22 protein-coding genes are annotated in these 19,466 nt (G+C 73.7%); 11 read left to right on the top strand and 11 right to left on the bottom strand.

Going from position 1 to position 19,466, the window contains the following annotated elements; translation table 11 throughout:
• Positions 1-14: 14 nt before the first annotated feature.
• Positions 15-1,169, top strand: a complete 1,155-nt coding sequence (locus M3148_RS04360; protein ID WP_251303447.1) for an acyl-CoA dehydrogenase family protein — start codon at positions 15-17, stop codon at positions 1,167-1,169.
• Positions 1,170-1,389: 220 nt separating this feature from the next.
• Entirely contained in the window at positions 1,390-1,764 is a 375-nt protein-coding gene (locus tag M3148_RS04355; protein ID WP_251303445.1) for an ankyrin repeat domain-containing protein, read from the top strand.
• 76 nt (positions 1,765-1,840) lie between these two features.
• On the opposite strand, the gene M3148_RS04350 is transcribed toward M3148_RS04355, so the two are convergent.
• Both M3148_RS04350 and M3148_RS04345 read right to left on the bottom strand, forming a co-directional pair.
• Positions 1,841-3,358, bottom strand: a complete 1,518-nt coding sequence (locus M3148_RS04350; protein WP_251303443.1) for a catalase — start codon at positions 3,356-3,358, stop codon at positions 1,841-1,843.
• A gap of 47 nt (positions 3,359-3,405) precedes the next feature.
• Positions 3,406-3,825, bottom strand: a complete 420-nt coding sequence (locus tag M3148_RS04345; protein WP_251303441.1) for a Fur family transcriptional regulator — start codon at positions 3,823-3,825, stop codon at positions 3,406-3,408.
• A gap of 114 nt (positions 3,826-3,939) precedes the next feature.
• Between M3148_RS04345 and M3148_RS04340 the strand changes: the two genes are divergently transcribed.
• The gene (locus M3148_RS04340; protein ID WP_251303440.1) at positions 3,940-4,491 is read left to right on the top strand and encodes an amino-acid N-acetyltransferase; all 552 of its coding nucleotides are present in this window, start codon (positions 3,940-3,942) and stop codon (positions 4,489-4,491) included.
• A 179-nt stretch (positions 4,492-4,670) separates the two neighbouring features.
• On the opposite strand, the gene M3148_RS04335 is transcribed toward M3148_RS04340, so the two are convergent.
• A complete protein-coding gene (locus M3148_RS04335) occupies positions 4,671-5,123 on the bottom strand; it encodes a hypothetical protein (RefSeq protein WP_251303438.1) in 453 nt (150 codons plus the stop codon).
• Between the two features lie 39 nt (positions 5,124-5,162).
• On the opposite strand from M3148_RS04335, the gene M3148_RS04330 reads away from it, so the two are divergent.
• The gene (locus M3148_RS04330; protein ID WP_251303436.1) at positions 5,163-6,860 is read left to right on the top strand and encodes an FUSC family protein; all 1,698 of its coding nucleotides are present in this window, start codon (positions 5,163-5,165) and stop codon (positions 6,858-6,860) included.
• Between the two features lie 52 nt (positions 6,861-6,912).
• Complete coding sequence (locus tag M3148_RS04325; RefSeq protein ID WP_251303435.1) at positions 6,913-7,404, top strand: hypothetical protein; 492 nt, start codon at positions 6,913-6,915, stop codon at positions 7,402-7,404.
• 1 nt (position 7,405) lies between these two features.
• Here the strand turns inward: M3148_RS04325 and M3148_RS04320 are convergent, their stop codons facing one another.
• A complete protein-coding gene (locus tag M3148_RS04320; protein ID WP_251303433.1) occupies positions 7,406-8,293 on the bottom strand; it encodes an A/G-specific adenine glycosylase in 888 nt (295 codons plus the stop codon).
• A 68-nt stretch (positions 8,294-8,361) separates the two neighbouring features.
• Between M3148_RS04320 and M3148_RS04315 the strand changes: the two genes are divergently transcribed.
• On the top strand, positions 8,362-8,967 hold the full coding sequence (locus tag M3148_RS04315; RefSeq protein ID WP_251303432.1) for a hypothetical protein: 606 nt from the start codon (positions 8,362-8,364) through the stop codon (positions 8,965-8,967).
• Positions 8,968-8,979: 12 nt separating this feature from the next.
• Here the strand turns inward: M3148_RS04315 and disA are convergent, their stop codons facing one another.
• From disA to M3148_RS04290, 5 genes are all read right to left on the bottom strand, one after another.
• Positions 8,980-10,053, bottom strand: coding sequence for a DNA integrity scanning diadenylate cyclase DisA (gene disA / locus M3148_RS04310; protein WP_251303431.1), 1,074 nt, complete (start codon positions 10,051-10,053; stop codon positions 8,980-8,982).
• A gap of 49 nt (positions 10,054-10,102) precedes the next feature.
• Positions 10,103-11,530, bottom strand: a complete 1,428-nt coding sequence (radA, locus tag M3148_RS04305) for a DNA repair protein RadA (RefSeq protein ID WP_251303430.1) — start codon at positions 11,528-11,530, stop codon at positions 10,103-10,105.
• Between the two features lie 49 nt (positions 11,531-11,579).
• Positions 11,580-12,473 carry an aldose-1-epimerase gene (locus tag M3148_RS04300; protein ID WP_251303429.1) on the bottom strand — a complete coding sequence of 298 codons (894 nt, stop codon included), beginning with the start codon at positions 12,471-12,473 and terminating at the stop codon, positions 11,580-11,582.
• Positions 12,474-12,553: 80 nt separating this feature from the next.
• Positions 12,554-13,222: a potassium channel family protein gene (locus M3148_RS04295; RefSeq protein WP_251303428.1), complete on the bottom strand. Its 669-nt coding sequence runs from the start codon at positions 13,220-13,222 to the stop codon at positions 12,554-12,556.
• 41 nt (positions 13,223-13,263) lie between these two features.
• Positions 13,264-14,661: a TrkH family potassium uptake protein gene (locus M3148_RS04290; RefSeq protein WP_440136898.1), complete on the bottom strand. Its 1,398-nt coding sequence runs from the start codon at positions 14,659-14,661 to the stop codon at positions 13,264-13,266.
• A gap of 41 nt (positions 14,662-14,702) precedes the next feature.
• Here M3148_RS04290 and M3148_RS04285 point away from each other — a divergent pair, with 41 nt between their 5' ends.
• The 4 genes from M3148_RS04285 to M3148_RS04270 all read left to right on the top strand — a co-directional run bounded on the left by M3148_RS04285 (position 14,703) and on the right by M3148_RS04270 (position 17,580).
• The gene (locus M3148_RS04285; protein WP_251303427.1) at positions 14,703-15,872 is read left to right on the top strand and encodes an acetoin utilization protein AcuC; all 1,170 of its coding nucleotides are present in this window, start codon (positions 14,703-14,705) and stop codon (positions 15,870-15,872) included.
• A gap of 89 nt (positions 15,873-15,961) precedes the next feature.
• Positions 15,962-16,171 carry a helix-turn-helix domain-containing protein gene (locus M3148_RS04280; RefSeq protein ID WP_110852582.1) on the top strand — a complete coding sequence of 70 codons (210 nt, stop codon included), beginning with the start codon at positions 15,962-15,964 and terminating at the stop codon, positions 16,169-16,171.
• Between the two features lie 43 nt (positions 16,172-16,214).
• Positions 16,215-17,375 carry a glucose-1-phosphate adenylyltransferase family protein gene (locus M3148_RS04275; protein WP_251303426.1) on the top strand — a complete coding sequence of 387 codons (1,161 nt, stop codon included), beginning with the start codon at positions 16,215-16,217 and terminating at the stop codon, positions 17,373-17,375.
• 106 nt (positions 17,376-17,481) lie between these two features.
• Positions 17,482-17,580 carry a 30S ribosomal protein bS22 gene (locus M3148_RS04270; RefSeq protein WP_005504750.1) on the top strand — a complete coding sequence of 33 codons (99 nt, stop codon included), beginning with the start codon at positions 17,482-17,484 and terminating at the stop codon, positions 17,578-17,580.
• A gap of 45 nt (positions 17,581-17,625) precedes the next feature.
• Here M3148_RS04270 and M3148_RS04265 read toward each other — a convergent pair whose 3' ends face one another.
• The gene (locus M3148_RS04265) at positions 17,626-18,444 is read right to left on the bottom strand and encodes an HAD family hydrolase (RefSeq protein WP_251303425.1); all 819 of its coding nucleotides are present in this window, start codon (positions 18,442-18,444) and stop codon (positions 17,626-17,628) included.
• Positions 18,445-18,480: 36 nt separating this feature from the next.
• Between M3148_RS04265 and M3148_RS04260 the strand changes: the two genes are divergently transcribed.
• Positions 18,481-18,723, top strand: a complete 243-nt coding sequence (locus M3148_RS04260) for a glutaredoxin family protein (protein WP_251303424.1) — start codon at positions 18,481-18,483, stop codon at positions 18,721-18,723.
• A gap of 68 nt (positions 18,724-18,791) precedes the next feature.
• On the opposite strand, the gene M3148_RS04255 is transcribed toward M3148_RS04260, so the two are convergent.
• The gene (locus tag M3148_RS04255; RefSeq protein WP_251303422.1) at positions 18,792-19,325 is read right to left on the bottom strand and encodes a YceI family protein; all 534 of its coding nucleotides are present in this window, start codon (positions 19,323-19,325) and stop codon (positions 18,792-18,794) included.
• Between the last annotated feature and the right edge of the window lie 141 nt (positions 19,326-19,466).

The raw sequence follows: 19,466 nt of genomic DNA, 5'->3' as shown, positions 1-19,466 counted from the left end.
CCTACGCTCGGGTCATGACAACCGAGCTGCTGCCCGACGCCCTCCTCGACCGGATCCGGGACCGCGCGGCCGGCTACGACCGCGAGAACATCTTCTTCACCGAGGACCTCGCCGAGCTCGTCGGGGCCGGCTACCTCACCGCGATGGTCCCCACCGAGCTGGGGGGCGCCGGGCTCAGCCTGGAGGAGATGACCCGCCAGCAGATGCGGCTGGCCGGCGCGGCACCCGCGACGGCGCTCGCCGTCAACATGCACCACGTGTGGGTGGCGGTGGCCCGCACCGTCCAGGCCCGCGGCGACCACTCCTGCGACTTCATCCTCGAGCAGGCGGCCGCCGGGGAGATCTTCGCCTTCGGGGTCTCCGAGGCCGGCAACGACCTCGTCCTGTTCGGCTCGGCGAGCGACGCCGTGCCCGACGGCGAGGGCGGCTACTCCTTCCACGGCACGAAGATCTTCACCTCCTTCTCCCCGGCCTGGACCCGCCTGGGCACCTTCGGCACCGACCGGACCGGCGCGGAGGACCGCAACGTCTGGGGCTTCGTCACCCGCGACGGCGGGGGAGTGGAGGTGCGCGAGGACTGGGACGCGATGGGGATGCGCGCCTCCCAGTCCTGCACCACCGTCCTGTCCGGTGCGCACGCCCCCGCCGAGAGGATCGTGCGCCGCATCGCGCCCGGCCCGACGACGGACCCGTTCGTCTTCGGGATCTTCGCCGCCTTCGAGATCCTCCTCGCCAGCGTCTACACCGGTATCGCGGCGCGGGCGATCGACGTCGCCGTCGAGACGGTGCGCAAGCGCCGCTCGATGGCCGCCGGCGGCGCCACCTACGCCCACGACCCCGACATCCGCTACCGGCTCGCCGACGCCGCGATCGAGCTCGACGGCATCTACCCGCAGATCGCGCAGATCGCCCGCGACGTCGACGAGCAGGTGGACCGCGGGCCGCTGTGGCTGCCGCAGCTGTCCGCCGTCAAGACGCGCGCGACGGAGACCGCCAAGGACGTCGTCGAGAAGGCGGTGCGCGTCTCGGGCGGCTCGTCCTACTTCAGCCGCAGCGAGCTCTCCCGGCTGTACCGCGACGTCCTCGCCGGGATCTTCCACCCGAGCGACGACGAGTCGGTCCACCGCGCGTGGGCCACCGTGCTCCTCGGACCGGTCGCGCCCGCCTGACCAGCGCGGCGTGTGCTGGTGGCTCACCAGCCGCCGCCCGCCCGCCCGCCGCACGTAGACGCTGGCGGGCGAGGGCTGCCCCGCGCGCTCTCCCCCTCGACGCCGTAGCTGACGGCGGCGCTCGCGGGGCTCGTGGAGAGTGCCCGCCAGCCCCAGGCTCGCGAGGTCCGCAGGTCCGGTCATCAGGGGGTTCTGCAGGGTCGCCGCCTACAGTGGCGGCATGGGACTCTCCGACGAGCAGGCAGCAAAGGTCGTCGCGATGGCCATGGAGCTGGCGCGGCAGGGTGGGACGACGGAGGTGCTCGAGCTGATCGACCACGGGCTGCCGGTCGACACCCGTGATGCCGAGGGCAACACGATGCTCATGCTCGCCGCCTACCACGGCAAGGCGGACACGGTGCGGGCGCTTGTCGAGCGGCGCGCCGACGTCGACCTGCGCAACGCGCGCGACCAGTCCCCGATCGCCGGCGCCCTGTTCAAGGGCGAGGAGGAGGTCGTCACCGTGCTCCGCGACGCGGGCGCGGACCTCGACTCCGGCACCCCCAGCGCCCGGGCCACGGCCCAGATGTTCGGTCGCTCCCACCTCCTGGCCTGAGACGCGCGAGGGCCCGGGCGACCGTGGTGGTCGTCCGGGCCCTCGCTGCCGTCCTCAGCCCCGGGAGGGGTGAGGGTCAGGCGTTGGTCATCGCCGGCTCGTTGTTGGGGTTCGCGTCGAGCGAGTCGAGCGTCCCGGCCTTGAGGGCCGCGATGGCGCGGCGCACACCCTCACCGTAGGCCGGGTCGGCCAGGGTGCAGTTCTGGATGTGGCGCTCGACGGTCGCGTCGGACGCGCCGTTGATGGCGCGGGCCGTGTTGGCGAAGAGGCGCTGCTGCTCCTCGGGGCTCATGAGCCGGAAGAGGTCGCCGGGCTGCTCGTAGTAGTTGTGGTCGTCCTCGCGGTAGTCGAACCGGTCGGCGACGGCACCCACGGCCTGGCTGGGCTCGCGGTAGGCCGGGGCGTTCTGGAGGCGGCCGTAGCTGTTGGGCGTGTAGCTGGGCATGCTGCCGCCGTTACCGTCCACCCGGCCCTGGCCGTCGCGGTGGTAGGTGTTGACGAACTTTGCCGCGCGGGGGTGGTTCACCGGGATCTGGTGGTGGTTGACGCCCAGGCGGTACCGGGCGGCGTCACCGTAGGAGAACAGGCGGCCCTGGAGCATGCGGTCGGGGGAGTAGCCGATGCCGGGCACGATGTTCGCCGGGGTGAAGGCGGCCTGCTCGACGTCCTGGAAGTAGTTCTCCGGGTTGCGGTTGAGCTCGAACTCGCCGACCTCGATGAGCGGGTAGTCCTTCTTCGACCAGACCTTGGTGAGGTCGAAGGGGTGGAAGCGGTAGTTCTGGGCGTCCGCCTCGGGCATGACCTGGATCGAGAAGGTCCACTTGGGGTGGTCGCCGCGCTCGATGGCCTCGTAGAGGTCGCGCTGGGCCGACTCGCGGTCCTCGGCGACGGTCTTGGCGGCCTCCGCATCGGTGAGGTTCTTGATGCCCTGCTGCGTGCGGAAGTGGAACTTCACCCAGAAGCGCTCGTTCTGCGCGTTGATGAACGAGTAGGTGTGCGAGCCGAAGCCGTGCATGTGGCGGTAGCCGTCAGGGATCCCGCGGTCCGACATGACGATGGTGACCTGGTGGAGGGCCTCGGGGAGGTTGGTCCAGAAGTCCCAGTTGATCTCGGCGTCGCGCATGTTCGTGCGCGGGTTGCGCTTGACGGCGCGGTTGAGGTCGGGGAAGTGGTGCGGGTCGCGCAGGAAGAACACCGGGGTGTTGTTCCCGACCATGTCCCAGTTGCCCTCCTCGGTGAAGAAGCGCAGGGAGAAGCCGCGGATGTCGCGCTCGGCGTCGGCCGCACCGCGCTCACCGGCGACGGTGGAGAAGCGGGCAAACATCTCCGACTGCTTGCCGACCTCGGAGAAGAGCGCGGCCTTGGTGTACTTGGTGATGTCCTGCGTGACGGTGAAGGTGCCCCAGGCGCCAGAGCCCTTGGCGTGCATGCGCCGCTCGGGGATGACCTCACGGTCGAAGTGGGCGAGCTTCTCCAGGAACCACACGTCCTGGAGGAGCATCGGGCCGCGCGCGCCGGCGGTCACGGCGTTGTCGTTGTCCCAGATGGGCGCGCCGGCGGCGGTGGTGAGCGGCAGGTTGTTGTCCGCGGACATTCATTCTCCTTGTGTGCGTGCATCGGCACGGCGTGCCGACTCGGGTCTCAGGACTGGGTGCGACAGGCGGGGCAGGTGCCCCAGTAGACGACCTCGGCGGTGTCGATCGAGAAACCGTGGTCGTCGCTCGCCGTCAGGCAGGGGGCGTGCCCCACGGCGCAGGGCACGTCGCTGACGGCGCCGCACGTCCGGCACACCACGTGGTGGTGGTTGTCCTCGCGGAAGAGCTCGAAGCGGCCGGGCGACCCGTCCGGCTCGATCCTCCGCAGCAGACGCACGTCCGTCAGGGCGTGCAGGACGTCGTAGACCGCCTGGGTGGACACCGTCCCGAGACGCTCCTTGACGAGACGCCGGATCTCCTCCGCCGTCGCGTGGGGGTGCGCCTCGACCTCCGCCAGGACCGCGAGACGCGGTGCGGTGACCCGGAGGTCGGCGGCGCGCAGCAGCTCGGCGTGGTCGGTAGGCATGGGTCGAGGCTAGGCCAAAGACTGGAACTGTTCAAGTCTTGGTGTCAGTCCGGCCGGGTGGCCGTCGTGTGGCGCCGACCGCGGCGCGCGGGTCCGGCGTGCCATCATCGGGCGATGAGCACGAGCGGCGCCTACCCCGAGGGGACCGAGCGGCCCTCGGTCATCGTGCGGCCCGCCCTCCCCTCCGACGCGCGGCGCATCTACGAACTCGTCGCGCCCTACGCGGAGCAACGCATCTTGATCTCCAAGGAGCTCATCAGCTACTTCGAGGCGATCCAGGAGTTCCTTGTCGCCGAGCTGCCCGGCGACGACGGCAGCTGGCAGGTCGTCGGCTGCGGCGCCCTGCACGTCATGTGGGACGACATCGCCGAGGTCCGCACCCTCGCCGTCGACCCCGACCACCACCGCCGCGGCGTGGGCTGGCACGTGCTCGGCGCGCTCATCGAGCGCGCGCGGGTGCTGGGGCTCAAGCGCGTCTTCTGCCTCACCTTCGAGGTCGAGTTCTTCCAGCGGATGGGCTTCGAGGTCATCGAGGGCACGCCGGTGGGCACCGACGTCTACGCGCAGATGCTGCGCTCCCACGACGACGGCATCGCCGAGTTCCTCGACCTCGCGCGCGTCAAGCCCAACACCCTGGGCAACTCGCGCCTGCTCCTCGAGCTCTGACCCGCGAGGACGACGACGAGGTCGGCCCGGTCCCGCACCGCCCCGGACGAGCGCGGCGCGAGGGCGGCCACGAGCCATGCGGCGACGGTCGACTTCCCGGCCCCCGGTGGATCGGCGAGCCCGAGGAGCCGCCGCGTCGAGTGCTGGCAGGGGGCGTGCAGCGTGGGCGGGGCTACGGCTCAGCCCTCGCCGGGCAGGCGCCGGCGCACGAGGAGGACGACGACGGCGAGCTGCGCCGTGACGGCGCCCAGCGCGAGGAAGAGCACGGCCCGGGCGGGGTCGGCCAGCGCCCAGCCGACGGCCGCGCCCGCGCTCCACACGAGCACTGCCCGCACGACCCACCGCAGCCGGCCCCGGGCTGCCCCGACGACGCCGGCGAGCGGGCGCCTCGCGAGCGCGCCGCGGAGCCCGAGGGCCGCGACGGCTGCGCCGACGAGCGCGAGGAGCTGCCCGCCACCGAGGATGGTGAGCGTGGGGCCGGCGAGGAGCGGGTCGGAGCCGCTGAGCGCGAGGATGGCCGCCGCGACGACGGCGAGCCCGAGGCACGCGGCCCCGCAGCCCACGACGGCGTCGCGCAGGGCACGGACGGTGCGTGCCAGCCGGACGTCCGGCGGCACCGAGAGGCTCTCCACACCGGCACCCTACGTCGCTCCTCGTTAGTGTTGGAGGCCGTGGCGACCCACCGATCCTCCGACCGCCCTGCCCGCCGGCGTCATCCGCTGTGCGGCCTGCGGTGGACCGTGCGGCCGCCGAGCCGCTGGCAGGTGGCGGTCCGCGCCTCCGTCGCCATCGGGGCGCCGGTGACGACAATGACGCTTCTCGGTGACCAGCCGGCCGGGCTGCTCATGGGGACCGGCGCCTTCACCGTCCTCTACGCGGCCGGCCGGCCCTGGCGCTCGCGGCTGCGCCTCCTGCTCGGTGTCGCGGCGTCCTTCGTGCTGTGTGCCTGTCTCGGCACCCTCGCGAGCGGCAGTGCACCGGCGTCCGTGGCGCTCGTCGTCGGAGTCGCGACCGTCGCCACCTTCTTGTGCCACTCCCTGCGCGTCGGCGTGCCCGGCGCCTTCTTCTTCGTCCTCGTCGCCGGGCTCGGTGGGTACCTGCCCATGCACGGCGTCGCGCCGGCCGGCTTCGTCATCTCGACGGCGGTGGGGGCGGCCTTCGCCGTCGTCGTCGCCATGGCCGACCTCGCCGTGCGTCCCCACGGCCCCCAGCGGGACGCGGTCGCGCGTGCCCGGGCTGCCGTCGACGCCTTCCTCTCCGGGCCGCGCGCGGGGGAGGAGGCGTATCGGCGCAGCGCCGCGGCGGGCGACGCCCTCCACCACGGCTGGGCAACCCTCGCCGACGGCCGTGCGCGCGGCGAGCGGGCGGACGCGCTGCTCGCCGAGCTCGGCGGCGTCCAGCGTGCCTACTCCGCCCATCTCCTGCCCGGCGACGCCCCGGACCCGGAGCTCGCGGCCGAGCAGGCCGAGGCACCCCTCGGCCGGCCGACGGCCCGCCAGCTCCTCCGGCACGCCGCGCGCTGGCCGAGCAACCCGCTCCAGGCGACCGTGCGGGTCGCCGTCGGGGTGGCGGCCGCCGGGCTCCTCGCGTCCGCGCTCGACGTCGACCACGTCTACTGGACGATGGCGGCGACCATGCTCGTGCTCCACACCGGCCTGGACCGTCGGGGCACGGCGGTCCGCGCGGCGCACCGCCTGGTCGGGACGGTCGTCGGCCTCGGGATCTTCCTCCTCGTCCACGTGGGCGCCGCGGACAGCCCGTGGCTCGTCGTCGCCGTGGTCGTCCTCCTCCAGGGGCTCGTCGAGCTCTTCGTCGCCCGGGCCTACGCCGTCGCCGTCGTCTTCATCACGCCGCTCGCCCTGACGATCGGGACCGCGGGGACGGACCTGTCGGTGACTCCTGTCGTGAGCGAGCGGCTGCTCGACACCGCCGTCGGCGTCGTCATCGGGGCGCTCGTGCCGTGGGTGGTGCTCGCGCGCGGGGCGCCGCGGCTGCTCGCGGCATGCATCGCGCGGGTGCTCGTCGCCGTGGCGACGGCGGTCGAGCACCTGGGCGCAGGGACGCACCGCACGAGCGCGGGCCGGCACGCGCTGCGCGACCTCGCACTCACCATGCAGGAGATGTCCGCCGCGGCGGGCCGCACGCTGCGCGACGACCCGGCGGGGGTGGCTCCGCTGCTAGCCCTGCGCGAGTCGACGGCCTGGCTCGGGCTCACCGTGCTCGCGCGCGGTGCTGTCGAGACCACGCCGGCCTCCCACGTGGAGGGGGCCGCCTGGGCGTGCCGGGTACTGGCCCGGCGGACTGCGGCCGGCGACCCGCCGGAACCGACCGACGTCTACCGCGTCCGGGCCGCCGTCGCCGGACGCTGAGGTCCGCCTGGCCCGGCGCGCGGGCCGTCGGGCACGCTCGTAACCTCGTGGCATGAGACGCCGATCCGCCGCACTGTCCGCCGCCGTGCTCCTCACCCTGGCTGCGGGCTGCAGCACGAACGACGAGGAGACCCTCGAGCGGCCCACGGACGCCGCCGAGCGGGACAGCGAGCAGGTCACCGCCTGCGAGGCCTTTTACGAGGGGACCGGGACACCGCTGGCCGAGCGCGCCGAGGCGGCCCGCGTGTCCCTCGAGTCCGGCCAGGTGGTCGACGCCGCGACGTACACGGAGGTCAACGCGCTCGAGCAACGGCTGCGGGAGCTCTCCCGCGACGCGCCCCCCGACATGGTGCCCGTTCTCGCGGGGGTCGCCGCGCCGTTCACGGCCGCCGTCACAGCCGTCAACGAGGCAGGCGAGCAGGAGGTGCCGGAGGGCGAGGAGCCGCCCTTCCCCGACCTCACGACCATCGACGTCACCGAGGCCGCGGCGGCGCAGGGGACGCTCGCCGAGCTGTGCTCCGACGCCGGGTACGAGGCCCCGTAGCTCAGCCGGGCAGCGCCCAGCAGCCCGGGGAGGGCTCCGCCACGAGACCGTCCGCGAGGAGCGACGCCAGGGCCCGGTCCGCCTGGGCCGCGTCCTCGGCGCCCTCCCGCAGAGGGAGGAGGAGCTCCTCGGTGTCGAGCGTCACGCCGTCGGGCAGCTCCCGCAGCCGGGCCATGACGCGCCCCCGCGCCTGACGGTCCGTCCCGTGCCACGCCTGCCGGCGCGGGGCGCGGGCGGCGGGCGGGGCGCCGGCCCGCCGCCAGCGGCACCGGTCCGCCAGCGGGCAGGCGGGGCAGCGCGGAGAGCGCGCGGTGCACACGAGGGCGCCGAGCTCCATGACGCCCTCGTTCCACCGCACGGACGCGGCGGCCTCGGCGGGCAGCAGCTCGGCGGCGCCCGCCCGCTCCGCGGCGGTGAGCCCGGGAGGCGGCAGCGCGCGGCCGGCGGCGACGCGGCCCAGGACGCGGCGCACGTTCGTGTCCAGGACCAGCGCGCGTCCCCCGTGGGCGAAGCTCACGACGGCGGCGGCCGTGTACCCGCCGACGCCCGGCAGGCTGAGCAGCTCCTCCTCCGTCTGGGGCACCACCCCGCAGAAGCGCGTGACGACCTGCTCGGCGCACTCGCGCAGCCGCAGGGCGCGGCGCGGGTAGCCGAGCCGGTCCCAGGCGCGCAGCACGTCGGCCGGCGCGGCCGCCGCGAGGTCGGCCGGCTCGGGCCACCGCGCCATCCACGCCTCCCAGGCCGGTGCGACGCGCGCCACCGGGGTCTGCTGGGACATGACCTCGCTGACGAGCACGCCCCACGGGGTCGTGCCGGGACGTCGCCACGGGAGGTCGCGGGCGTGGGCCGCGTACCAGTCGGCCACCGTCGCGTGGAGGTCGGTGAGCATTGCTCCCAGTGTGCCCCGTCCCGGCGAGCCGTCCGCGTCTCGCGCCGGAACCTGCCTACCGTCGGGGTGTGACACGCTCGAGCCTCCACCCGACGCGGCGACCGGTGCGGCCCTCGGCCGCGGTCTACCGGCGCCGTCGCGCCGTCGTGCTGCTGCTCCTGCTGCTCGTCGTGGCGGGTGTGGTGTGGGGCGTCACCACTGTGCTGGGCAACCGTGACGCGGCGGCAGACGCGCCGGCCGGACCCGCTGCCGCGGAGTCGACCGAGACGCAGCCACCGCCGCCCTCGCCCGGCCATGTGGCCGTCTGTGCCGCCGAGGACGTCACCGCCCAGGTCGCGGTGAAGCCGTCCGGCGCCGGCGTGAGCGTCGAGGTGAGCATGCGCAACACCGGTGAGGTCCCCTGCCTCGTCGACGTCGCGTCCGGCGCGCTCGTCACCGAGATCGAGTCCGGGAGCGACGCCGTGTGGTCCTCGGCGCACTGCGCGGGTGACGCGGCCGAGGAGCTCCTGCTCGACACCGGCGCGACGACGCCCGTCACCGTGAGCTGGGACGGTCACCGCTCCGCGCCGGGCTGCCCCGACGGGCAGCCGCAGGCCGGCCCGGGCACCTACCGCCTCGCCGTCGCGCTCGACGGCGCACCGCTCGGTGAGACCGAGGTCTTCAGCCTCGGCTGAGCCGCGGACCGCTCAGACGTAGCGCTCGAGGATCGAGGACTCGGCCAGGCGCGAGAGGCCCTCACGAACCGAGCGGGCCCGCTGCGGCCCGACGCCGTCGACCTGCTGGAGGTCCTCGGTGCTCGCCGCGAGGAGCTTCTGCAGCGGGCCGAGGTGCTCGACGAGCGCCGAGACCACGGGGGAGGGCAGGCGCGGGATGCGGGAGAGCATCCGGTAGCCGCGCGGGCTGAGCGGGTCGTCGAGGGACTGGCCGTCGGGGCCGCCGATGCCCAGGGCGCGGGCGATCGCCGACATCTCGATGAGCTCGGCGGAGGACAGCGCGGCCAGCCGCGTGAGCACGCCGGCGACGTTGTCCGCGGCCCGGGCGCTGTAGTCGCGGATGATGAACTCGCGGTCGGGGGCGAGCCCGCCGATGAGCTCGTCGAGCTGGAGGGACAGCAGGCGTGCGTCGGCGCCGAGCTCGACGACGTAGCCGTCGATCTCCGCGGAGATCCGCGAGACCATCTCGAGGCGCTGGACGACGGTCGTCACGTCCCGGACGGTGACGAGGTCCTCGATCTCCAGCGCCGCCAGCGTGCCGGACACCTCGTCGAGACGCGCCTTGTAGCGCTCGAGGGTGGCCAGGGCCTGGTGGGCGCGGGAGAGGATCGCGCTGGAGTCCTCGACGACGTGGCGCACGCCGTCGACGTAGAGGGCGACGATTCGCATCGACTGGCTCACCGTGATGACGGGGTAGCCCGTCTGCTTGGCCGCCCGCTCGGCGGTCCGGTGCCGCATGCCGGACTCGCTCGTCTCAACGCTCGTGTCCGGCATGAGCTGGACGTTGGCACGCCGGATGCGCTGGCGGGCGTAGTCGACGACGACGGCACCGTCCATCTTGGCCAGCTCGCGCAGGCGGGTGGCGGAGAACTCGACGTCGAGGTCGAAGCCGCCGGAGCAGATCGTCTCGACGAGGTCGTCGTAGCCGAGGACGATGAGGGCACCGGTGCGCCCGCGAAGGATGCGCTCGAGGCCGTCCCGCAGCTCGGTGCCAGGTGCGACGGCCTGCAGGGTGGCGCGCAGCAGGGTGTCGGCCTTGTCGGGCACGGGTTCTCCTCGGGTCGCGGGGCGGAGCGCCGCACGCACGCCCCGGGCGTCATCTTACGGCGCGCACGTGCCGTTCCGTGCCCTGCGGGGCGGGCGGCGTGGACCCGGGCAGGGCCGCGAGCAGCGCCTCGTGGACGTTGGCGACCGGGAGGGTCGACAGTCCCGGGACAGACTTGAGCTGGTCGGCTCCGTGGCGGGGGACCAGGGCGGTGGTGAAGCCGAGCCGGGCCGCTTCGCTCAGCCGGCGCTGGACCCCGACGGTGGCCCGGACATCCCCGGTGAGCCCCACCTCGCCGATGGCGACGACCCCTCCCCGCAGCGGGCGGTCCATCGCGGCCGAGACAACGGCGAGCGCGACGGCGAGGTCGACCGCCGGCTCGACCGCGCGCGCCCCGCCCACGGTGGAGACGTAGATGTCCCGCCCGCCGAGGTCCAGGCCCACCCGCGCCTGGAGGACGGCGAGGGTCATTGCCGTGCGCGAGCCGTCGAGCCCGGACGTGGTGCGGCGGGGGTTGCTCAGCGCGCTCGGGGCGACGAGCGCCTGGATCTCGGTGGGCATCGGCCGCCTGCCCTCCAGGCTGACCGAGGCGCAGCTGCCCGGCACCGCGGTGGTGCGCGACTCCGAGAGGAAGAGCCCGGACGGGTCGGCGAGGCCGCTGATCCCGGTGTCGGTGAGCTCGAAGCAGCCCACCTCGTCGGTGGGCCCGTAGCGGTTCTTCGTGGCACGCAGGAGGCGCAGGCGGGAGTGGCGGTCGCCGTCGAACTGGCAGACGACGTCGACGAGGTGCTCGAGCACCCGCGGGCCGGCGAGCGAGCCGTCCTTGGTCACGTGCCCGACGAGGATGACGGGGACGTGGCGCCGCTTGGCGGCCCCGATGAGGGCCGCGGCGACCTCGCGGACCTGGCTCACCCCGCCCGCGGCGCCGTCGACCTCGCCGGAGGAGATCGTCTGGACCGAGTCGACGACGACGAGCGAGGGGTCGGCGGCCTCGATGTGCCCGAGGACGGTGGCGAGGTCGTTCTCGGCGGTGAGGAGGAGCCGCTCGGCCATCGCGCCGATCCGCTCCGCGCGCAGCCGCACCTGGCTGGCCGACTCCTCGCCGGTCACGTAGAGCACCGACCCGGTGCCCTGCTCGGCGGTCCGGGCCGCGACGTCGAGCAGGAGGGTGGACTTGCCGGCGCCCGGCTCCCCGGCGAGGAGAACCACGGCGCCGGGCACGATCCCGCCACCGAGCACGCGGTCGAGCTCGCCGACGCCCGTGCGCCGGGCGCGCGCGGTGTCGACGTCGACGTCGTTGATGGGCTGCGCGGCGAGCGCCGGCCGGGCGGGGGAGGGCGCGCGGCTGCCGGCGGGGGCGCCGGCCTCGCTCACCGTGCCCCAGGCCTGGCACTCCCCGCAGCGGCCTACCCACTTGGCCGTGTTCCAGCCGCACTCGGTGCACCGGTAGGCGGGACGCTGGGTCTTGGTCGAGGCCATGGGCTGACGGTAGCCTGGGCCACCGACACGGCGGCCGACGCCCCACCGCTCAGGCGGTCGGGACCGCGTCGATCCGCATCGTCAGGGTGTGCGCCTCGCCGGGTGCGAGCACGACGAGGTCGGTGCCGGAGTTGAAGGCGTCGGGTGGGCAGGTCATCGGCTCGACGGCCACCCCGCGGCGGTCGACCTTCTCGCCGGAGTAGACCTGCACCCACGGGGCGTCCGCCGTCATCCGGGCGCTGAACGGTGCACCCGGGTGCGCGAGCGTCACGGCCCAGCCGCCGTCCGGCAGGGCGGTGAAGGCGTGGTCGACGCGGCGTGCGCCAAGGGGGCGGGGCTCGCGCAGGTCGAGGTCACCGCCGACGTCCCGCAGTCCCACGGGCCGCAGCCGCTCGTCGACCTCGAGGACGCGTGCGCCGGGGGCCGTCAGGGTGCACTCGTCGACGGGCGCGAGGTCGCAGCTGAGGTAGGGGTGGGAGGAGGCGCCGTAGGGGGCGGGGACGTCGCCGAGGTTGGTCGAGGTGATGCTCACCGTGAGGCCGGCCTCGGCGTCGAGGCGGTAGGTGACGGTCGAGCGCAGCCAGAACGGGTAGCCGTAGCGGGGTGCGAGGTCTGTCGTCAGCGTGATCTTCTCGTCCGTGGCCGACGCGACGTCCCAGTCCACCCAGCAGGCCAGGCCGTGGAGGGCGGCGTTGGTCTCGTGCTCGTTGACCGGGACCTCGTGCGTCTCCCCGCCGAACTCGTAGCGGCCGTCGGCGATGCGGTTGGGCCACGGGACGAGCGTCTTGCCGAGGTAGCCGACGGGTAGCTCGCCCGGGTCGTGCCCGACGACGACGTGCCCGCCGCGCCAGGTGAGGCCGGCGAGGCCGGCGCCGACGCTGACGACGGTGGCGCGGTAGTCACCGGCGGTGAGGGTGAGGACATCTCCTTCGGGGGTGATCACGTCGTCGTCCTTCCTGGCGTCACCGGGCGTGAACGCTCACATCCCATCCTAGTGACGCGCGCCCGCGCGAGCCGGGACGGTCAGGGCCGGGCCGCGAAGGTCTCGAGGAGGCTCGAGTCGCCCGAGACGATGATGGTGTCCCCGGGGCTGATGCGGGTGTCCTCGGTCGCGTACTCGAAGGCCTCGCCCGGCGACTTCACGCCCAGGACGGTGACGCCGTAGCGCGCGCGGATCTGCGACTGCCCGATCGTGAAGCCCTGCGTCTCCCGCGGCGGGCGCATCTTGACGATCGTGAAGCCGTCCTCCATCTCGATGTAGTCGAGCATGCGGCCCGAGACCATGTGCGCCACGCGCTGCCCGGCGTCGTGCTCGGGGTAGACGACGTGGTGGGCGCCGATGCGCCGCAGGATGCGCCCGTGCTCGCCGGAGGTCGCCTTGGCCCAGATCTGCGGCACCTCCATGTCGACGAGGTTTGCCGTGATGAGCACGCTCGCCTCCAGCGAGGTGCCGACCCCGACGACGACGACGGAGAACTCCTGCGCGCCCAGCTGCTCGAGGGCGTCGGGGTTCGACGCGTCCGCCTCGACCACCGGCAGGCGCCCGGACCACTGGGAGACGAGGTGCTCGTCCTTCTCCACGGCCAGGACCTCACGCCCGATGTCCTCCAGCGTCGCCGCGAGCGCGGCCCCGAAGCGGCCGAGCCCGATCACGAGCACCGCGCCCGAGCGGGGCAGGTTGCGCTGCGCCATGTGTCACCGTCCCTTTCGTCTCGGCCCCCAGTGTGCCCGGCTCAGCCGACGATCGGCGGCTCGGACGGCATGCGGATGACCCGGCGCCGCTGCCGCAGGGCCAGCGCACCGGCCATGGTGACGGTGCCGAGGCGGCCGGCGAACATGAGCGCGCTGAGCACGTACTTGCCGGCGTCGGGCAGGTCGGGGGTGATGCCGGTGCTCAGCCCGACGGTCGCGAAGGCGGAGATGACCTCGAGGAGCACGAGCTCGAGCTGGTAGTCCGTGAGGGCGAGGAGGAGGAGGGTCGCGACACCCACGAGCGTGGCGCCGAGGAAGGCGACGGCGACGGCCAGCCGGATCGTCGTCGTGCCGATCCGGCGTCCGAAGGCTTCGGCGTCCCGGTCGCCGCGGGCCTCGGCGACGATGGCGAGGACGAGGACGGCGAAGGTCGTCACCTTGATGCCGCCCGCGGTGGACGCGGACCCGCCGCCGACGAACATGAGCGCGTCGGTGAGGAACCACGTCGTGTCGCTCGCGACGGAGAGGTCGACGGTGCTCAGCCCCGAGGACCGTGAGTTCACCCCGGCCATGAGGGAGGCGAGCACCCGGTCGGCCACGGGCAGCTGCCCAAGGGTCGCGGCGTTGCGCCACTCGAAGAACGCGAAGCCGAGCGAGCCGCCGACGGCGAGCAGCCCGTAGGTGACGATCGTGAGCTTGGAGTGGAGGGAGAGGCGCCGCTGCCCCCGCAGGCGCCCGGCGACGTTGAGGATGACGGGAAAGCCCAGTGCGCCGATCCCGCCGCCGACGATGATGGGCAGGCACATCCACCAGTCCCCGACGAACGGCTCCATCCCCACCTCGAGGACGACGAAACCGGCGTTGTTGAAGATCGAGACCGCCATGAACAACGCGTGCCACAGCGCCGCGTCCAGCGACTCCCCCAGCGTGAGGAAGCGGGGGACGAGGACGAGGGTGAGGGTCGCCTCGACGGCGAGGGACGCGACGACGACGGCGCGCACGAGCGTGCCGACCTCCCCCAGGCGGGTCGTCTTCGTCTCCGAGGCGGCGAGCAGACGCTGGGTGAGGCCGATCCGCCGGGAGATCGCCAGACCGAGGATCGAGGCGAGCGTCATGACGCCGAGGCCGCCGATCTTGACCCCGACGATGATGACCGCCTGCCCGAAGGTGGACCAGTAGGTCGCCGTCGACACCGTCGTGAGCCCCGTGACGCACACGGCCGAGACGGCCGTGAAGAGGGCGTCGACGAAGCGGGCCGGCTCGGGGGCGTGGGTCGCCGCCGGCAGCGACAGCAGGGCGGTGACGACGGCGATGATCGCGGCGAACACGAGGAGTGCCAGCCGCGCGGGGGAACGGTGCGCGACGTGGTCGACGGCGTCGCGCAACGCTCTCAGGGCACGCCCGGGCCAGGGGGTGCGCGCCGTCCTCACAGCTGTCACCCGCACACCTTGTCAGACTCCGGCCCGCGCTACCGTGAAGCATGCCCAAGCCGCTGCTCCCGTGGAGCGAGGACCTGCTGGAGTACAACTTCGGCGCCGGCCACCCGATGGCCCCTCTCCGCCTCGCACTGACGCACCGGCTGCTCGCCGACCTCGGCCTCCTCGACGCCTTCACCGTCACGGACGTCGCGCCCGCCGCCGACGACGCCCTGCTCCGCGTCCACGAGGCCGGCTACCTCGCGGCCGTGCGCGCCGCCGGGGAGGGGACGCCCGACCCGGCCCGCGGGCTCGGGGAGACGGACAACCCGATCTTCGGACAGATCCACGAGGCCGGCGCCCGGATCGCCGGGTCCACGCTCGCGGCCGCGACCGCCGTCTGGGAGGGCCGCGCGAGCCGAGCGCTCAGCCTCGCCGGCGGCATGCACCACGCGATGCCGAACCGGGCCTCCGGCTTCTGCGTCTACAACGACGTCGCGGTGGCCGTCGCCGCGCTCCTCGAGGCGGGCGCCGAGCGGGTCGCCTACGTCGACCTCGACGCCCACCACGGCGACGGTGTCGAGCGGGCGTTCTGGGACGACGACCGCGTCCTGACGATCTCCGTCCACCAGCACCCCGGCACCCTCTTCCCGGGCACCGGCTACGCCCAGGACCTCGGCGGACCCGGCGCGCGCGGGAGCGCGGTCAACGTGCCGCTGCCCCCGGGCACCGGTGACGCCGGCTGGCTGCGGGTGCTCGACGCCGTCGTCGTCCCTCTCGTCGAGGAGTTCCGGCCCCAGCTGCTCGTCACCCAGCACGGCTGCGACTCCCACCGGCTGGACCCGCTCGCCGAGCTCGCCGTCTCCGTCGATGCGCAGCGGCGCGCCGCCCTCCTCATGGCCGAGCTCGCCGACGCGCACGCCGGCGGGCGCTGGGTGGCGACCGGGGGCGGGGGCTACGAGGTCGTCAGCGTCGTGCCGCGGGTGTGGGCGCACCTGGCCGCCGTCGTCGCCGGCCGCCCCCTCGACCCGGCCACGGCGGTGCCCGAGACCTGGCGGGCGGACGTCACCGGGCTGACCGACGTCGAGCCGCCCGAGCGGATGACCGACGGCGTCGACGCGGCCTACCGGCCGTGGTCCGCGGGCTACAACCCCGACGACGCCGTCGACCGCGCCGTCATGGCCACGCGGGGCGCGGTGTTCCCGCTCCACGGCCTGGACCCGCACCTCAGGTAGCCGGCGGAACGTTTCCCAAAAAAGCCCGGAGGCTCTAGAGTCGTCGCGTATCTCCGCGCGAACGCGCCACACATGACAGGTAGGTGGACATGGCCGAGCAACAGGCACCGCGGTTCCTCACCGTGGCCGAGGTTGCCGAGCTCCTCCGGGTCTCGAAGATGACCGTCTACCGCATGGTGCACGCCGGGGAGATCCCCGCCGTCCGGGTGGGCCGCTCCTTCCGCGTGCCGCAGCTGGCCGTCGAGGAGATGCTCAGCAGCGGCATCGGCGACTGGTCCCCGGAGTCCCAGGCCCGCTGAGCCTGCCCTCGCGCGCGGCCCGCGGCCGCGAGACGATCACGCGATGGCGCCCACGCGAACCCTGCTCATCGTCCTCGCCGGCGGCGCAGGATCCCGGCTGGAGACCCTCACCGAGCACCGGGCCAAGCCCGCGCTGCGCTTCGGTGGCAGCCACCGGCTCGTCGACTTCCCGCTGTCCAACGCCGCCAACAGCGGGGTGCGCGACGTGTGGGTGCTCGAGCAGTTCGAGCCGGAGTCCATCACCGCGCACCTCGCGGGCGGCCGTCCGTGGGACCTGGACCGCTCCCGCGGAGGCCTCATGGTCCTGGGCCCCCACCGCGGGGACGAGCGGGAAGGCTGGCACGAGGGCACGGCCGACGCGCTGTGGCGCAAGGCGGACAGGATCCGCCGGCACGGCCCCGACGTCGTCCTCGTCGCCTCCGCCGACGCCGTCTACCGGATGGACTACGCCGACGTCGTCGCCCAGCACGTCGCCGGGGACGCCGAGGTCACCATGGTCACCACCCGCCACGACGGTGACTGCTCGCGCTACGGCGTCGTGCGCGCCGAGGACGGGCGGGTGACGGAGTACGTCCTCAAGCCCGACGACCCGCCCACCCGGACCGTGACGACCGAGGTCTTCGCCTTCACCCCCGCCGCGCTCCTCGAGACGCTCGAGGCCTGTGCCGAGGAGGCCGGCGAGGACGGCCTGGGGGACCTGGGCGAGCAGGTGCTGCCCGCAATGGTGGGCCGCGGCGCGGCCGCTGACTACCGGCACAGCGGTTACTGGCAGGACGTCGGCACGGTCGAGGCCTACTGGGCGGCCCACATGGAGCTGCTCGAGCAGCCGCCCTTCGACCTCGACGACCCGGCGTGGCCGATCCGCACCCCGGCCCAGCGCCACGTCGGCGCCCGCGTCCACGCCCGCGGGCAGGTCGCGGACTCCCTGCTCTCACCCGGCGTCGTCGTCGAGGGCACGGTGCGGCGCAGCGTCCTCGCACCCGGCGTCCAGGTGGCGCCCGGCGCGGAGGTCGTCGACTCCGTGCTCCTGGACGACGTGCGGGTGGGACCCGGCGCCGTCGTGCGGCGCAGCGTCGTGGACGAGGGGGCGCGCGTGCGCGGCCGCGCAGAGGTCGGCGGGGACGGTGAGGTCACCCTCGTGGGGGCCGGCAGCGTCGTCCACCCGCGCAAGCGGATCCCCGCCGGGGGGCGCTACCCGGGGTGACGTGCGTCCCAGAGCCGCGGGGAGGCCGAGGAGGCGGTAGACTCGCCGAGTTCTGCGTGTAGTCCCGCGCGCCACCATCCGGCACACCACAGCACTGCGAGGTCCCATGGGCTCTGTCATCAAGAAGCGCCGCAAGCGTATGTCGAAGAAGAAGCACCGCAAGCTGCTTCGCAAGACGCGCCACCAGCGTCGCAACAAGAAGTGACCGCTTCCAGGCCCGGCAGACTGCCGGGCCTGGCGCATGTCCGGCTCAGGAGCCGACGAGCCGCCGCCGCAGGGCGCGCAGCACGGCGCTCGCGGCCCACACGACACCGGCCCAGCCGGCGCCGCGCACACCGGTGCGCACGTCCTGCTTGACGTCCCGCCGACGACGGCGGAAGTCACGCACCGGCCAGCCGACGTCCATGGCGTGCAGGCGCATCCGTGGCTCCGGGTTGATGACGCACGGGGAGCCGACCGTCGAGAGCAGCGGGATGTCGTTGACGGAGTCGCCGTAGGCGTGGCTGCGGGCGAGGTCCAGGCCCCGCTCGTGCGCGAGGGCCAGCACGGTGGCCTTCTTGCCCTCGCCGTGGAGCATGTTGCCGCGCAGCTCACCGGTGTAGACGCCGTCCTCGTGCTCGGCGATGGTGCCCAGCGCCCCGGTGGTGCCCAGCCGGCCGGCGATGAGGTCGGCGACCTCGGCGGGGGTGGCGGTGACGAGCCAGACCTCGTGCCCCGCGGCGAGGTGCTCCTCGATGAGCGCCCGCGCGCCGGGGAAGATCTTGTTGGCCAGGACCTGGTCGTAGACCTCCTCGCCGATCGAGATGACCTCGGCGACGGTCCGGCCCCGGACGATGTCCAGCGCCCGGCCGCGCACCGCGGCGATGCGCCGCACGTCCTCACCGAACAAGAAGTAGCGCACGGAGTGACTGGCGAAGAAGGCGATGTCGCGCAGGCCGAAGAAGTCGCGCCGGTACAGCTCCCGGGCCAGGTGGTAGGCACTGGCGCCGCGGATGATCGTGTTGTCGACGTCGAAAAAGGCCGCGACCACGGCGCCGCCGCCTCCGGGGACCTCCGTCGTCGCGTGCACCTGCCCAGCCTAGGGTGCCGCACGTAGGATCGGCGCGTGCCCGAGTCCCGAGTGGTCCTCTACTCCCGCGCCGGCTGCCACCTGTGCGACGAGGCGCGCGTCGTCGTCGTCGAGGAGTGCGACCGTGCCGGCGCCGGGTGGCGGGAGGTCGACGTCGACACCGACCCGCAGCTGCAGGCCCGGTACGGGGAGTACGTGCCCGTCGTCGAGGTCGACGGCACCGTCCAGGGCTTCTGGCACCTCGACCCCGCCCGCGTGCGCGCCGCGCTCGCCGACTGATGTCACTGACGCCGACAGCCGGATTCCTCCGCGGAGGAATCCGGCTGTCGGCGGGAAGAAGTGGGAGGTCAGGCCGCGGCGATGGCGGAGATCTCCATGGCGATGCGGATCTTGTCCCCGACGAGCACGCCGCCGGTCTCCAGGGCGGCGTTCCAGGTGAGGCCGAACTCCTTGCGGGAGACCTCGGTGCTGGCGGAGAAGCCGACGCGCTTGTTGCCGAAGGGGTCGGTGGCCGCACCGTTGTACTCGACCGCGAGGGTGGCGGGCTTGGTCACGCCGTTGATGGTGAGGTCGCCGTGGACGGAGAACTCCTCGCCGCTGCCCTCGACGCCGGTGCTGGCGAAGGTCCAGGTCGGCTTGTTCTCGGAGTCCCAGAAGTCGGCGGAGCGCAGGTGGTTGTCGCGGTTCTCGTCGCGGGTGTCGACGGACGCGGACTGGATGATCACGTTGACGGCGGAGTCGGCGAAGCTCTCAGCGACGGTGATGTCGCCGGAGAACTCGGTGAACTGGCCGCGGACCTTGGAGATGCCGGCGTGACGGACCGTGAAGCCGATCTCGGTGTGCGACGGGTCGATGGTGTAGGTGGCGGGGGCGAGAGTCATGGGATGTCCTTCAGGTCGATGCGTATGCACTTGAGTGTTCAACCGTAAGCCCTCTGCGTGCCACGATGCAAGAGAGGCCGCCGCCCGCGTCGAAGGGTGGGACGGACCTCACGGTCCGACCTCGGGGGCCCGCACCCAGCG

This window comes from Georgenia satyanarayanai (assembly GCF_023715365.1).
GTDB lineage: Bacteria > Actinomycetota > Actinomycetes > Actinomycetales > Actinomycetaceae > Oceanitalea > Oceanitalea satyanarayanai_B.
The sequence above is the reverse complement of the archived record's forward strand: the minus strand, read 5'-3'. Positions and strand labels throughout refer to the sequence as shown.

Bases quoted from the DNA above. Each gene is read 5' to 3' on its own strand.
- M3148_RS04280 (WP_110852582.1), top strand. From the start codon at position 15,962: ATGGCCGAGCAACAGGCACCGCGGTTCCTCACCGTGGCCGAGGTTGCC.
- M3148_RS04320 (WP_251303433.1), bottom strand. From the start codon at position 8,293: ATGCTCACCGACCTCCACGCGACGGTGGCCGACTGGTACGCGGCCCAC.
- M3148_RS04340 (WP_251303440.1), top strand. From the start codon at position 3,940: ATGAGCACGAGCGGCGCCTACCCCGAGGGGACCGAGCGGCCCTCGGTC.
- M3148_RS04360 (WP_251303447.1), top strand. From the start codon at position 15: ATGACAACCGAGCTGCTGCCCGACGCCCTCCTCGACCGGATCCGGGAC.
- M3148_RS04350 (WP_251303443.1), bottom strand. From the start codon at position 3,358: ATGTCCGCGGACAACAACCTGCCGCTCACCACCGCCGCCGGCGCGCCC.
- radA (WP_251303430.1), bottom strand. From the start codon at position 11,530: ATGGCCTCGACCAAGACCCAGCGTCCCGCCTACCGGTGCACCGAGTGC.
- M3148_RS04285 (WP_251303427.1), top strand. From the start codon at position 14,703: ATGCCCAAGCCGCTGCTCCCGTGGAGCGAGGACCTGCTGGAGTACAAC.
- M3148_RS04270 (WP_005504750.1), top strand. From the start codon at position 17,482: ATGGGCTCTGTCATCAAGAAGCGCCGCAAGCGTATGTCGAAGAAGAAG.
- M3148_RS04295 (WP_251303428.1), bottom strand. From the start codon at position 13,222: ATGGCGCAGCGCAACCTGCCCCGCTCGGGCGCGGTGCTCGTGATCGGG.
- M3148_RS04345 (WP_251303441.1), bottom strand. From the start codon at position 3,825: ATGCCTACCGACCACGCCGAGCTGCTGCGCGCCGCCGACCTCCGGGTC.
- M3148_RS04255 (WP_251303422.1), bottom strand. From the start codon at position 19,325: ATGACTCTCGCCCCCGCCACCTACACCATCGACCCGTCGCACACCGAG.
- M3148_RS04275 (WP_251303426.1), top strand. From the start codon at position 16,215: ATGGCGCCCACGCGAACCCTGCTCATCGTCCTCGCCGGCGGCGCAGGA.
- M3148_RS04325 (WP_251303435.1), top strand. From the start codon at position 6,913: ATGAGACGCCGATCCGCCGCACTGTCCGCCGCCGTGCTCCTCACCCTG.
- M3148_RS04355 (WP_251303445.1), top strand. From the start codon at position 1,390: ATGGGACTCTCCGACGAGCAGGCAGCAAAGGTCGTCGCGATGGCCATG.